The following is a 12,516-nucleotide window of genomic DNA, read 5'->3' on the forward strand; positions in this document are numbered from 1 at the left end:
CCGCAGGTGCTGGTGCTGCGTCGGCAGCTTCAGCGCCTCGCCCAGATGAGCGGTATCCTCGTCGCGATCGAATCCCGGCTCGTTGGTGGCGACTTCGAACAGCACGCCACCCGGTGTGCGGAAATAGATCGCCCAGAAGTAGTCGCGGTCGATCACCGGCGTCACCCCATAGCCGGTGTCCATCAACGCCTTGCGTACTTCCAGCTGCCTGGCGCGGTTCTCGACCGCGAAGGCGACGTGATGGACGGAGCCGGCGCCGAGATCGGCGAAGGCCGTGCTCGGCAGCGATTCGATGTCGATGACATCGGCGCCATTGCCGTTCTTCACCGCCAGCCGCCTGAGATTGCCGGACTTGTCGACTTCCTCATAGCCCATGAACTTCAGCAGCTCTTCCGTGGCGCCGCCATCCTTCAGCCTGAGCGACACGGAATGAAAGCCTCGGATCGCCTCATCCGTGGGAACGCCGCCTTTCGCCCAGGGTGCTCTGCTGTCGCTCTTGCACTCGACCAGCGCGAAGCCGTCACCATCCGGTCCGGCAAAAGCCAGGCGCTTCTCACCGAAGGTTTCTTCGCGCGAGAGGCCGGTGACGCCCTCATCGGCAAAGCGTTTTTCCCAATAGCCAAGCGTGCCTTCCGGCACCGAGTAGACGGTGGTTCCGACTTCCCCGACCCCATGCCGGCCCTTGCCGATGTCGGGGAAGGGGAAATAGGTCATCACCGAACCCGGCGTACCGGCCTCGTCACCGTAGTAAAGATGGTAAACATCGGGCGCGTCGAAATTGACGGTCTTCTTGACCCGGCGCTGACCGAGTTTCCTGGTGAAGAAATCGTTGTTCTGGCGGGCATCCCTGGCCATCGACGTGACGTGATGCAGGCCCTTGATCTGGTCGAGCATTGTCTTGCTCCTTCCCTTGGTACATGTGCGGCCCTCGCCGCTGTCCACGCCAATATGAGGACCAGGGCAGTTTCCGCAAAGGCGGCAAACACAGAATAGACTGTGTCATAAAAGTGAACGATGGAACAAGGTTCGTTCACCAATTGGCTCGCAGGTCAGACTTGCGCCATGGCCAGAATTCGGTTCCATAAACGGCGTTCGACATCCGGGACAAAGGTATCGTGAGTGACTGGAAAAGCCAGGCGGCCTAACATTCTCCTGATCACATGCGACCAGTGGCGCGGCGATTGTCTGTCCGCCGCCGGTCATCCGATCGTGCGAACGCCGAATGCCGACGCTTTGGCCGCGGAGGGCGTGCTGTTCAAGCGGCATTATGGCGGCGCGGCGCCCTGCTCGCCCGCTCGCGCCTGCCTCTATACCGGCCTCTACCAGATGAACAACCGCGTCTGCCGCAATGGCACGCCGCTCGACGCTCGCCACGGCAACATTGCGCTTTCGGCTCGCGCCCTGGGCTATGATCCGACGCTGTTCGGCTACACCGATGTGTCGCTCGATCCGCGCCTGCTGGCGCCAGGCGATCCGCGGCTGCAAAGCTATGAAGGCGTGCTGCCGGGCTTTACGGTGCGCCAGTTGCTGCCCGAGCATCAGAAGCAATGGCTATCCTGGCTGGAACTACAAGGTGTCGACGCCAGCGCCGGATCTCCCGACATCCATCGCCCGGTGGCCGACGGCGCGGTCGGAACCACCGTCGACAACGCGCCGCCCGTCTACTCCGGGCAGCAAACCCCGGCGGCCTTCCTGACCGGCGAATTCGCGCGTTGGCTTGGCGAACAGGAGCACGCCGCGCCGTGGTTCGCGCATCTTTCCTTCATCAGCCCGCACCCGCCCTTCATAGTGCCGGAGCCCTACAACACAATGTACGATCCGGCTGACGGCCCGGCCTTTCGGCGCGCGGCAAGTTGGCAGGAGGAGGCGGAAAACCATCCCTATCTAGCCTATGATCTCGGCCGGCAGAAACAGATGAAATTCCGCCCCGACGCCAGCGGCAAGGTGCACGACTGGAGCGAAGACGATTTTCGCGTCCTCCGCGCGATCTATTACGGCATGATTTCCGAGGTCGACGCCCAGCTCGGCCGCATCTGGCAAGCGGTCAAGGCGGCCGGCGCGTGGGACGACACCATCGTCGTGCTGACCTCGGACCATGCCGAGATGATGGGCGACCATTTCATGCTGGGCAAGGGAGGCTATTTCGACGGCAGCTACCACATTCCGCTGATCATCCGCGATCCGCGCCACGGCAAGGCGGCCGGCGGCAAGGTCGACAGCTTCACCGAAGCGGTCGACATTTTGCCGACGTTTCTCGACCTGCTCGGCGAAGAGCCCGCGCCGCATCTCGACGGCAGGTCGCTGAAGCCGTTCCTGAGCGGAGAGGCCCCGGCGGCGTGGCGCGATGCCGCGCATTGGGAGTTCGATTTCCGCTCGGTTGCCGCGGGCGAGGCCGAACGCCATTTCGGCATCGCCTCACGCCAATGCAATCTCGCCGTAATCCGCACGGAACATTTCAAATATGTGCATTTCGGCGGCAACCTGCCGCCGCTGCTGTTCGATCTGGAAAACGATCCGGACGAATTGGACAACCTCGCGGCCGACCCCAGCCATCTCGCCGTGCGGCTGGAATTCGCCGAACGACTGCTCGCCTGGCGGGCCGAACATCTCGATCAATCGCTGGCACTGGCCGAATTGACCGAGAACGGCCTCGTCGGCCATGCCGCTGGCCTGCCTCCACGCCACACATGAACACAGGCCCGCATCGTTGCCGGCGCGGGCCTGTATCCGACTGGGTGGAAACTACCTGACGATCATGCGCTGCTGATCGCGCTTCTCGGCATAGCTGCCCTTGTCATAGGCGGTTTGTGCCTCGAGCTGTTCCTTGGTGAAGGTCGTGTACAGGTATTTGTTGCCCGCCTTGTCGGTCATGAATTTGAGATTATCCATGCCGACCGCGACTTCCTTCTCGCCAATGCCGAGGAAGCCACCGACATCGACGATCACCGCATCGGCCTTCTTGTCGGGCGCAAGCACGACATCGCCGATCTCGCCGACCTTGGCGTCGTTGGCGCCATAGACAGTCGTGCCCTTGAGGTCATCGGCGCGAATCTCACCAACCGGCATCTCGGTCAGCGTCGACTTGTCGATGGCTGCGGTCTTTGTCTGGTCCGGAGCCGAGGCATCGGGGGTCGTGGGCGCCGGAGCCTGTGCCGTCTTGTCGGACGGAGCGACGGCAGGGGCTGCGGCGGGCGCGACTGCTGCCGGCGCATTCGAAGCCGTCGTTGCCGGCGCAGGGTCATAGGCCTTGCGGTTGAAATCCGGCTGCGCCTGCAATTCTTCCTTGGTGGTCTGGGCGACCAGCCAGCGGTCGCCATTCTTCTCGGCCCACTGCGCCTTCGAGAAGTCATAGGTGACGTTCTTGGCGCCAAGGCCTAGGAAACCGCCGACGCCGATGACCAAGTACTGCGCCTTGCCATCCTTGGTCAGCACAATGTCGTTGACGTCGCCGATGTTCTGGGCGTCATCGCCGGTGCCGTTATAGACGTTTTCCCCGATGATGTTGGTGGCGAGATTGCCGTCGGCGCGCTTGACTGGTTCTGCCGAAGCGGCGTTCATGTCGACAGGCTTTTGCGCTGTGTCCGTCGTCGCGGGTGCTGCCGGCGCTGTTGCGTCGGTCGATGCCGCAGGTGCTGGGGTCGGGCTGTAAGGCTTTTTATCGAATTCTGCCTGCGCCGTCAGTTCGTCCTTGGTCGTCTGGGCCACCAACCAGCGGTCGCCATTCTTTTCGGCCCACTGCAGCTTGCCGTAATCGAAAGCAACGCTTTTGGCGCCGACACCCAGAAAACCGCCGACGTCGATGACAACGGATTTCGCCTGCCCATCCTTGTCGAACACGACGTCGCTGACCTTGCCGATGTTTTCGGCATCGTCGCCGGTGCCGTTGTAGACGGACTCACCGATGATGTTGGTGACGATGCTGCCCTCTGCGCGTGCCACAGGAGCGGCGGCGGGCTCCTGGACGGCGGGCGTGGCAGGCGCCGTATTTGTTGCGTTCTGCGCATAGGCGCCGGTCGCGACAAAGGTTGCGAGCGCCGTCGTGGCTAAAAGATTGCGGATCATGGTAGTCTCTCCTCGTGCCTGATCTCATGCGCCGCGTCTCCTTGGGGAACGCGGCATCTGCAGGTTCACAACGTCGTGACCGGGTCAGTTGTTCCGACAAAGCGCTGCGGTCCGGGAACGAAACCACGGAAATTATTGAGCCGCTGGGGTAGTCACCCCGTGGCAAGAGGAACCTTTCTGTCGACGCCGCGTTTCAGCCGTTGGCTGGGTATATCCCGGCCGCCATTTGGCTGACCTGGTGGAGCGGGGCATGAGATTTGCAGCGGTGCTGAACCGGGACGGCGGCACTTTGCGCACCACCGACCTCGCCGCTTTCTCCGACAGGATGCATCAGACGCTGGAAACGGCAGGCCACTCGCTCAGCATCGAAATTGTCGCCGGCAAGGATGTGGTGGAGACGCTGGACAACGCCGCTTCGCGTCGCTCGGTCGACATCGTGCTGGCGGGTGGCGGCGACGGGACCATTTCCGCCGCGGCCGCCCGACTGATGGGCACGAAGAAGGCGCTTGCCATATTGCCAGCCGGCACCATGAACCTGTTCGCACGCGGGTTGGGCATTCCGCAGTCGCTCGACGGGGCGCTGAAATCCTTCGCCGACGGCGAAATCATTGCTGTCGATGTGGCGACGGCCAATGGCCAACCTTTCGTGCACCAGTTCTCGATCGGCATGCACGCGAAGATGGTGCAACTGCGCCAGAAGATGGAGTTCGGTTCGCGGTTGGGAAAGATCCGCGCCTCGGCCAAGGCGGCTTGGGCAACGATCAACAATCCACCTGCGATGAATGTGACGCTCAGCATCGGCGATGCCGAAATGGCGGCACGCATCACCGGCATCGGCATCACCAACAACTTATTCGGTGAAGGCCATCTGCCTTATGCCGACAATCCTGCGGGCGGCGTGCTCGGTGTCTATGTCACGGTGGCGAAGCAGCGCGCCGAACTGGTCAAGTTCTTCTTCAACATGGCGCGCGGCAAATGGCGCGACAACGAACATGTCGAAATCCACCAGACAAACAGAACGGTGCTGAAAATCCATTCGGGCAGCCGCAAATTTCGCGCCGTCATGGACGGCGAACTGGTCAGGCTTGACCGTGAAACGGTAATCGAGATTCAGCCTGGCGCACTGAATGTATTGGTTCCGGCGAGCGCGGCCCAGTCGAGAGCCGCCTGATGAGGTGCGGCGCAACGGACAGGCCCGCTTTACCCGGCAGGAGCCTGCTCGGTGGTGTTGGGCGGTGTGGGGACATGCTGTTCATCGCTGTTAGGCGCCTTGATCAACACACCATAGATCTCGGCAATGCCCCATGCAGCAAACACCAGAAGCAGTGCGGCGATCAGGATCCGAAATCCATGCCAGCCCCATCGCCCCTGCCGCGCCTTGTTTTCTGGAATGATCTTGGCCATGCTCGATCCCTGTCTCATTCTGCACCAACTGGCGCGCCCGGCAAATCATGGTCGGGTAACGGTTCCTCGCTAGGATGGTTCCGGAAAAGCGTGCTGGCCTTGCACCAGCGCAAGCATGCGGCGACGAAGACCGGGACGAGGCAATTGGGGTGATTGGCAAGACGCAAACAGCACCCGATCTGCCGGCCGAAGTTGCGCTAGCAGTCATGGATATCGACCGGCTGGCCGTGCTGCACGGATTGGAGATGCTGGATACGGCGGCCGACCCCGATTTCGACCGCGTCAGCAGCCTTGCCGCAGCGGTGATGCAGGTGCCGATGGCCCTGGTCACACTCGTCGACCTTGAACGGCATTGGTTCAAATCCTGCTTCGGCCTGGACGAGACCGAAACCGCGACCAACGTCTCCTTCTGCGCCCATGCGATTGCCGCCGGCGACGAGCCGATGGTGGTCGTGGATGCAACGGCGGACCCCCGTTTCAAGACCAACCCGCTGGTCACCGGAAAGCACCATGTCCGCTTCTATGCCGGCGCGCCGATGATCGTGGCAGGTGCCCGCATCGGCACGCTGTGCGTGCTCGACCGCGAGCCGCATGGTTTTCCATCCCGAACCGAGCTCGACCAGTTGAAGGCGCTCGCCGGCCTGGCCGCCAGCCTGTTCACCCTAAAGGACGCAACCCGCAGCGGCGCGATCGCCGAGGCCGCACTTGCGCGCGAGGAAAAACGACGCGCCATCGCACTCGATGCGGCCTCGCTCGCCAGCTGGGCATGGGATATCCGCACCGATGTCATCGAATGCGACACATTGATGTCGGAGCTGTTCAACCTGCCGCGCTCCAACCGGCTGCGCGCACGCGACATCCTCACCGCCATCGATCCGCGCGACGTCTACCAGACCGAAACCCGCTTTCGCGACGCCTTGACCGGCAGCGACGACTATTTCGGCGAATACCGGGTGAAGGGCTTTCACCCGCCGCGCTGGCTCGCCACGCGCGGCCGTGTGATCGAGCGTGACGGCGACGGCAAGCCGACATTGATCTTCGGCGTCAATTACGACATCTCCGAGCGCAAGCTCGGCGACGAACGGCAACGGCTGCTGCTGCGTGAACTCAACCATCGCGTCAAGAACACTCTGGCGACCGTCCAGGCGCTGGCAACCCAGACCGTGCGCCATGCCCGCCAGCCAAGCCAGTTCCTCGAGGCCTTCGGCGCCAGGCTTCAGGCCTTGGGCATCGCCCACAATCTGTTGTCGGACCGCGAGTGGCGTGGCATCGGCATCAGTGAACTCGTCCAGATCGAGGTCAGACCTTTCGAAACGGCCGAGCAGCCGCGCATGACGATCTCCGGCGACGACCTGCTGCTGTCGCCCGACCAGGCCGTCGGGCTTGGCCTGATCCTGCATGAACTCGCCAGCAACGCGCTGAAATATGGCTCGCTGTCGGTGCCGTCAGGCAGGGTCGACCTCGGCTGGAGGACGCAAGGCAGGAAGGATGCCCGGCGTCTTGTGCTGACCTGGCGCGAAAGCGGCGGGCCGCAAGTCGCTCCGCCGGATCGGCAAGGCTTCGGCTCTATCCTCATTCGCCGCAGCCTGGCCAAGGTCATTTCCAGCGAAGTGACCCATGAATTCCGGCCGGAAGGCGTGTTTGCCGAAATATCGATGCCCCTGGAAGAGCTGTCGAAGTGATCTCCCAACAGCTCTATGTCCGCTCGCTCTCATCCGGATCGTCGGATTTCACATTCTCGCGGTAGATGGCGTAGGCCGCGAGCGCCACGGCCGGCCCCAGAATGGCGCCGAGACCGCCTTTTCCCTTGAGCAGGCTCGGCAGCACGGCGAGTGCGGCGGTGACGCCGATCGCCTTCATGTCGGCATTGCGGCGCTGCGCCCGGCGCCGGGCGCGCGAACCTGCGGATATCCGGTAGATCAGCAGGATAAGTCCGGCGAGCACTAGGAAACCGGCGCCAAACCCGAGCGCGGCGGCAAGCGAGCCGTAGCGCATCGCCGTCCAGATATAGGCGGCCCCGACCAGAAAGCCGAGACCGCAAAGCGCAGCGGCCATGGCGATCACATAGACGATTGCCGCCGTGCGCGCCCGGTGAACGGCGGCCACGGTTTCCCCCGAGGCGAGGCCCGAGATCAGGGTTGCCAACATTCCCATCTGTAGCGCGACTAGCGACGCGCGATGAGCGCGAAAAGGAAGCCGACGCCAGCGGCGATTGCCAGTGACGTCACCGGCTTTTCACGCACGCTTGCCATCATCTGCGCTTCGATGTCCTTGGCATTGCTGCGCAAGCTGTCAAAGGCTGCTTCGCCCTGCGCGCGCAACTGCTCGACCCCTTCTGTCGCTGCACGGCGCGCGGTGCCATAGCCATGCTCGCCGGTCTTGGCCAGTTGTTTGGTGAGCTTGTCGATGTCGGCCTTCAACTGCCTGATGTCGGCTTCCAGGTCCGCATTTGCACGGGCGTCGGTTGCGGTCTTTCCTGCGGCAGTGGCCATGGCTTAACTCCTTGTGATTGCTCGGTTTCAAACGCGCTGCGCACCTCATGGTTCCGCCACTGCGGACAAAGTAGCCGAAAACGCATCGGCGCGCACCCGATCCGCCGGCTTCGCAAAAAGACGCTTCCTCAGATTAGTGGCCGGCGCGCCTCGCCCAGCCCTTCCCAGCCGGCGAGCCGCTTGAGCCCTTCATTGTCGGAGACCGCGCAGCCGCCGTCGCGCCAGACGATCAGCTTGCGATCCATCAGCTTGCGGATCGTCTTGTTGGTGTGAACCAGCGACAGGCCGAGCGTATCGGCAATGTGCTGCTGCGTGATCGGTATCTGGACGGATTGGCTGCCATTCAGTCCGACGACCTTGGCCCGGCTGCCGATGAAGGCGATGAGATAGGCGGCGCGCTCGATCGCACTGCGGCGCCCGAGGCTGAGCAGATTCTCGTCCAGCATCCGCTCCTCGCGCGATGCGATCCAGGTGATGTCGTAGGCCAGCCCGGGATGATTGCGGTACAGCTCGTGCAGATATTCGCGCTCGAAAACACACAGCAGCATCGGTGAGAGTGCCTCGACGGAATGCTGCATCTCGCCCATCACACTGCCTTGCAGGCCGATCAGATCCCCGGGCATGAGATAATTGAGGATCTGGCGACGGCCGTCCCGCAGCAGCTTGTAGCGAAACGCCCAGCCGGAGAGCACGGTGTAGAGATGGGCGCTATGGCTTCCCTCCACCAGCACCGTGTCGCCCTTATCGACCGCGAGTTCACCCTTCTTGAATTTGCTGATGAAGGCCAGCTCCTGTTCTTCGAAGTCGCGGAAAACCGGCAACGGCCGCAATGGGCAGTTCTCGCAAGGATATTGGCGGCTGGAGAAAGCGTTATTGTTCTGGACTGACATTTCGCCCCCTTCGAAAGCCCGCTCGACCCCCTTCGAAAGCCGCTCTTGGAGAGCCGCGTTTCAACGCGTTGCAAGGATTGAGGTTCCGCCCGCTGGCCACATGTCTTTTTTAAATGACATCAAGCCAATTAGCGATCATGACTCCGGCGTTTCAAGGAGTCTTTGCCTGTGCCCACATTGCTTGACGGATTGCGGATTCTCGTTTTGGAGGACGAATTTCTCATCGCCATGGATGTCGAGCAACTTTGCCGCGATCATGGCGCCGATGAGGTGGTGATCGCCCGTGACCTGACCGAGGTCGATGGCCGGGAAGTCGCCACGCGATTCGATGCAGCCATTGTCGACTTGATGCTGGGCGGCGCCTCGACGATCGATTTCGCTTCCGGGCTGCGCGCGGCAGGCATACCTTTCGTGTTTGCGTCCGGCTATTCGGATGCCGATGAAATCAAGGCATCGTTTCCGGGCGTCAGGCTGGTTGGCAAACCCTACTCAGGCGAAGACCTGGTGCAAGCGGTCGCGGCGGCCTGCGGACGCGCTTGAGACGCGATCGCGGTCAGCTCGCCGGCGAACTCGTTACCTGGGCCGAAATCGCGTCCGGACCATACTCGTCCTCACCTGATATTTTCAGGATCTCCTGCAAGCGGGTACGGGCTCGGCTGACGCGGCTCTTGATCGTCCCCACCGCGCAGCCGCAGATCTCCGCGGCCTCCTCGTAGGAGAAACCAGATGCGCCGATGAGGATGATGGCTTCGCGTTGGTCCTCCGGCAACTGCTCCAGCGCCCCGCGAAAGTCCTTCAGGTCGAGTTGACCGTGCTGGGCCGGATGAACGGCAAGCCTGGCCGTCATGATACCGTCGCTGTCCTGCACTTCGCGCCCGCGCTTGCGCATTTGCGAATAGAACTCGTTGCGCAGGATGGTGAAAAGCCAGGCCTTGAGATTGGTGCCGGGCTGGAAGCTCTCATGCTTGTCCCAAGCCTTGACGAGTGTTTCCTGGACGAGGTCGTCGGCTTTATCGGCATTTTGCGTCAGCGACACGGCAAACGCGCGCAGACTTGGGATTGCCCCAAGCAGATCAGTCTTGAAGCCTTGTGAGACCGCGGCCATGCCTCAGTCCTTCTTCTGTGCGGGTTCAGCCTGTTCCAGTTGGCTAAGCAACTGGGAAAAGCGATCCGGCACATCGTCGGAGACCAGCGCGTCGTAATATTGTTTGAGTTTGCGTCCGATTTCGGAGTTCGGCCCAAGAGCGTCACCAGAACCGTTCCGGCGCCTGCTCTCGGCGCCAGTCAGAATATCTTTCGTCATATCCTTCATTTTGCCCTTGTATTCCCAGCGCTCAAGCCGCTCTTACCGTACTCAACACAACGCAAGCGGCGCCCTCGTCTGGTTGCCCATCCCCACCACAAACGCCACTCCCCGGCTTTTGTTCCGTCGAGGTGGAACTTTTTCAAAAAATCCGCGTTATCACGGCTTGCAGTCAGCTTGACCTGCTACGCAATCGCGTCATTCTGAGGGAGACGTCTTACCATGAGCTTATCCGCCACCATCGCACCACATCTGCCCTTCCTGCGCCGCTTCTCGCGGGCTGTTTCCGGGTCGCAAGAGAGTGGTGACGCGCTGGTCGCTGCGATGCTTGAAGCCATCATCGCCGATATCGAGATATTTCCCGAAGCATCGAGCGACCGCATCGCGCTGTACAAGGTTTTCGCCAAGCTTTTCACATCGGTCGCCATCCGCGTTCCACAGGAACAGGCGCAATCGGCGTGGGAACAGCGCACCGCCGCCAATCTGAATGCGATCGCGCCGCGGCCCCGTCAGGCCTTCCTGCTCGTGGCGGTCGAAGGCTTCAGCGAGGAGGAAGCGGCTGAGATCCTTGACGTCGGTGACCAGGAGTTTTCAGAGCTGCTTGCGCAGGCGAGCAACGAGATATCCCGTCAGGTGGCAACCGACGTTCTGATCATCGAGGATGAACCGCTGATCGCCATGGATATCGAAGAAATGGTCGAGAGCCTGGGGCACCGCGTCGTTGGAACGGCGCGCACCCATGCCGAGGCAGTGATGATGTTCGGCAAGACGCGGCCGAAGATGGTGCTGGCCGACATCCAGCTTGCCGACGGCAGTTCCGGCATCGAGGCCGTGAACGAAATCCTGTCATCGACGTCGGTGCCGGTCATCTTCATCACCGCCTTCCCCGAGCGCCTGTTGACTGGGGAACGACCGGAACCGGCCTTCCTGGTCACCAAGCCGTTCAATCCCGACATGGTCAAGGCGCTGATCAGCCAGGCACTGTTCTTTGACCGGCAGGCGAAAGCCGCCGCATAGTCGGGAATTGGGAGTGGAGGAATTGACGAACCCAAGGCGATAGCCTCGCTCCCGAATCTCTCCAGATGATCAATTCGTCACTTCGTGCCGCCTGATGCACCCGGGCGGCGACGGTGAATTCCTGCGGTTCCGCTCGAACGATTTGCAAGCACGGTCTTTTTCGGCAAAGGGTGGGAACAAACCGCAACCACCCACGTTTTCATCGCACCATTCGAAGGAGATGGATCATGCTTTACTGGGCGCTCGTATTTCTCGTCGTTGCCATCATCGCCGGCGCGCTTGGTTTCGGCGGCATCGCCGGTACCTCCGCCGGCATAGCGCAGATATTGTTTTTCATCTTCCTCGCCTTCCTGGTCATTTCGCTTCTTGCGGGCCTGTTCAAACGGGCTTCGTAAGGACGGACGGCCGAACACTGGAAGCCGCACCCCTCAAACGGTTTCCAGCCACCGCCGGGCGGTGTCCCTCAAAGGACGCCGTCCGGCGGACCGTTTTTGGCGGCGGGTTTTCCGGAAACCTGTTTGGAACCCATTCAACGATGAGCCGTTCAGCCTGAATTGGGTGGACAGATTGGCCGATGGGTTCCAGGACCGGAAACAGGAAAGACGCCGTGCAAAGCGATGAAGTCATCGCCCTCCATCCCGCCGACAGCGGCATGCAGCTCGGCCGTGCTCTTCTTCACGCGTTGCACAATGCCGGCATTTCCGTTCTCTACCAGGATCGCGAGATGAAAACCGTATGGGCGCGCAACATGCGTGCGCCCTGGGTTTCGGACACCGCCGACAGCATCGGCATCCTGCCGGAGGCGCAGGCCGACCGCATCGGCGCGGCCAAGCGCGACGTCATTGCATCCGGCAACCCCCAACGTCTCGAGATCAGCGTTCCCGTCGAGGATGGCAGCCGCTGGTTCGAGGTGTGGATCGATGCCGATCACGGCGATGGTGGCACCGTGCAAGGCGTCGTCACCACGATGGTCGAGACGACGGAGCAGAAGCGCCGCGAGCAGACCCTGACGACGCTGTTGCGAGAGGTGAGCCATCGCTCGAAAAACCTGCTGGCGATCATCCAGAGCATAGCCACCCAGACCGGCCGCTACTCCGACAGCATCGGCGATTTCCTGACACGCTTTCGCGGCCGGCTGCAATCGCTGGCCTCGTCCCAGGATCTCGTGACCTCTTCCAACTGGCGGGGTGCAGCACTTCGCGAACTCGTATCGGGCCAGGTTGGCCGCTATGGCGGCGATCCGGTTCGGAGCCTGAGGTTTCAGGGGGCAAACCCCTATCTCAATCCCAACGCTGCCTTGCATATCGGCCTTGCGATGCATGAACTCGCCGTCAATTCGGTGAGCTAC

At 62.0% G+C, this 12,516-nt stretch carries 15 protein-coding genes; 7 read left to right on the forward strand and 8 right to left on the reverse strand.

The features are described 5' to 3' along the window. Positions 1-894: VOC family protein (locus tag EN879_RS09070; protein ID WP_127274017.1), on the reverse strand; the 894-nt coding region annotated here is incomplete at its 3' end. A gap of 225 nt (positions 895-1,119) precedes the next feature. Between EN879_RS09070 and EN879_RS09075 the strand changes: the two genes are divergently transcribed. After that, positions 1,120-2,691, forward strand: a complete 1,572-nt coding sequence (locus EN879_RS09075) for an alkaline phosphatase family protein (protein ID WP_063169139.1) — start codon at positions 1,120-1,122, stop codon at positions 2,689-2,691. 51 nt (positions 2,692-2,742) lie between these two features. Here the strand turns inward: EN879_RS09075 and EN879_RS09080 are convergent, their stop codons facing one another. After that, complete coding sequence (locus EN879_RS09080; protein WP_063169140.1) at positions 2,743-4,062, reverse strand: PRC-barrel domain-containing protein; 1,320 nt, start codon at positions 4,060-4,062, stop codon at positions 2,743-2,745. Between the two features lie 250 nt (positions 4,063-4,312). On the opposite strand from EN879_RS09080, the gene EN879_RS09085 reads away from it, so the two are divergent. Continuing rightward, positions 4,313-5,233 (forward strand): diacylglycerol kinase family protein, encoded by a 921-nt coding sequence (locus EN879_RS09085; RefSeq protein ID WP_013529291.1) that lies wholly within the window; start codon positions 4,313-4,315, stop codon positions 5,231-5,233. Between the two features lie 29 nt (positions 5,234-5,262). Here EN879_RS09085 and EN879_RS09090 read toward each other — a convergent pair whose 3' ends face one another. Beyond that, positions 5,263-5,466: a hypothetical protein gene (locus tag EN879_RS09090; RefSeq protein WP_013529290.1), complete on the reverse strand. Its 204-nt coding sequence runs from the start codon at positions 5,464-5,466 to the stop codon at positions 5,263-5,265. 206 nt (positions 5,467-5,672) lie between these two features. On the opposite strand from EN879_RS09090, the gene EN879_RS09095 reads away from it, so the two are divergent. After that, the gene (locus EN879_RS09095; protein ID WP_063170350.1) at positions 5,673-7,148 is read left to right on the forward strand and encodes an HWE histidine kinase domain-containing protein; all 1,476 of its coding nucleotides are present in this window, start codon (positions 5,673-5,675) and stop codon (positions 7,146-7,148) included. Between the two features lie 13 nt (positions 7,149-7,161). Here the strand turns inward: EN879_RS09095 and EN879_RS09100 are convergent, their stop codons facing one another. The 3 genes from EN879_RS09100 to EN879_RS09110 all read right to left on the reverse strand — a co-directional run bounded on the left by EN879_RS09100 (position 7,162) and on the right by EN879_RS09110 (position 8,848). Then, a complete protein-coding gene (locus tag EN879_RS09100) occupies positions 7,162-7,620 on the reverse strand; it encodes a hypothetical protein (RefSeq protein ID WP_013529288.1) in 459 nt (152 codons plus the stop codon). 11 nt (positions 7,621-7,631) lie between these two features. Further along, a complete protein-coding gene (locus EN879_RS09105; protein ID WP_013529287.1) occupies positions 7,632-7,958 on the reverse strand; it encodes a DUF883 family protein in 327 nt (108 codons plus the stop codon). 128 nt (positions 7,959-8,086) lie between these two features. After that, entirely contained in the window at positions 8,087-8,848 is a 762-nt protein-coding gene (locus EN879_RS09110) for a Crp/Fnr family transcriptional regulator (RefSeq protein ID WP_027163153.1), read from the reverse strand. A gap of 168 nt (positions 8,849-9,016) precedes the next feature. Between EN879_RS09110 and EN879_RS09115 the strand changes: the two genes are divergently transcribed. Further along, positions 9,017-9,388, forward strand: a complete 372-nt coding sequence (locus tag EN879_RS09115) for a response regulator (protein WP_027163154.1) — start codon at positions 9,017-9,019, stop codon at positions 9,386-9,388. A gap of 13 nt (positions 9,389-9,401) precedes the next feature. On the opposite strand, the gene EN879_RS09120 is transcribed toward EN879_RS09115, so the two are convergent. Further along, complete coding sequence (locus tag EN879_RS09120) at positions 9,402-9,953, reverse strand: RNA polymerase sigma factor (protein WP_013529285.1); 552 nt, start codon at positions 9,951-9,953, stop codon at positions 9,402-9,404. Positions 9,954-9,956: 3 nt separating this feature from the next. Further along, positions 9,957-10,160 carry a NepR family anti-sigma factor gene (locus EN879_RS09125; protein WP_032809255.1) on the reverse strand — a complete coding sequence of 68 codons (204 nt, stop codon included), beginning with the start codon at positions 10,158-10,160 and terminating at the stop codon, positions 9,957-9,959. A 213-nt stretch (positions 10,161-10,373) separates the two neighbouring features. On the opposite strand from EN879_RS09125, the gene EN879_RS09130 reads away from it, so the two are divergent. From EN879_RS09130 to EN879_RS09140, 3 genes are all read left to right on the forward strand, one after another. Continuing rightward, on the forward strand, positions 10,374-11,168 hold the full coding sequence (locus tag EN879_RS09130; protein ID WP_013529283.1) for a response regulator: 795 nt from the start codon (positions 10,374-10,376) through the stop codon (positions 11,166-11,168). Between the two features lie 227 nt (positions 11,169-11,395). Continuing rightward, positions 11,396-11,563 (forward strand): DUF1328 domain-containing protein, encoded by a 168-nt coding sequence (locus tag EN879_RS09135; RefSeq protein ID WP_013529282.1) that lies wholly within the window; start codon positions 11,396-11,398, stop codon positions 11,561-11,563. Between the two features lie 179 nt (positions 11,564-11,742). After that, positions 11,743-12,516 (forward strand): sensor histidine kinase (locus tag EN879_RS09140; RefSeq protein ID WP_164774353.1); only part of this gene is annotated, 774 nt, incomplete at its 3' end.

Source organism: Mesorhizobium sp. M7A.F.Ca.AU.002.02.1.1, assembly GCF_003998535.1.
GTDB lineage: Bacteria > Pseudomonadota > Alphaproteobacteria > Rhizobiales > Rhizobiaceae > Mesorhizobium > Mesorhizobium ciceri.

Bases quoted from the DNA above. Each gene is read 5' to 3' on its own strand.
- EN879_RS09080 (WP_063169140.1), bottom strand. From the start codon at position 4,062: ATGATCCGCAATCTTTTAGCCACGACGGCGCTCGCAACCTTTGTCGCG.
- EN879_RS09085 (WP_013529291.1), top strand. From the start codon at position 4,313: ATGAGATTTGCAGCGGTGCTGAACCGGGACGGCGGCACTTTGCGCACC.
- EN879_RS09090 (WP_013529290.1), bottom strand. From the start codon at position 5,466: ATGGCCAAGATCATTCCAGAAAACAAGGCGCGGCAGGGGCGATGGGGC.
- EN879_RS09095 (WP_063170350.1), top strand. From the start codon at position 5,673: ATGGATATCGACCGGCTGGCCGTGCTGCACGGATTGGAGATGCTGGAT.
- EN879_RS09100 (WP_013529288.1), bottom strand. From the start codon at position 7,620: ATGGGAATGTTGGCAACCCTGATCTCGGGCCTCGCCTCGGGGGAAACC.
- EN879_RS09105 (WP_013529287.1), bottom strand. From the start codon at position 7,958: ATGGCCACTGCCGCAGGAAAGACCGCAACCGACGCCCGTGCAAATGCG.
- EN879_RS09110 (WP_027163153.1), bottom strand. From the start codon at position 8,848: ATGTCAGTCCAGAACAATAACGCTTTCTCCAGCCGCCAATATCCTTGC.
- EN879_RS09120 (WP_013529285.1), bottom strand. From the start codon at position 9,953: ATGGCCGCGGTCTCACAAGGCTTCAAGACTGATCTGCTTGGGGCAATC.
- EN879_RS09125 (WP_032809255.1), bottom strand. From the start codon at position 10,160: ATGAAGGATATGACGAAAGATATTCTGACTGGCGCCGAGAGCAGGCGC.
- EN879_RS09130 (WP_013529283.1), top strand. From the start codon at position 10,374: ATGAGCTTATCCGCCACCATCGCACCACATCTGCCCTTCCTGCGCCGC.
- EN879_RS09135 (WP_013529282.1), top strand. From the start codon at position 11,396: ATGCTTTACTGGGCGCTCGTATTTCTCGTCGTTGCCATCATCGCCGGC.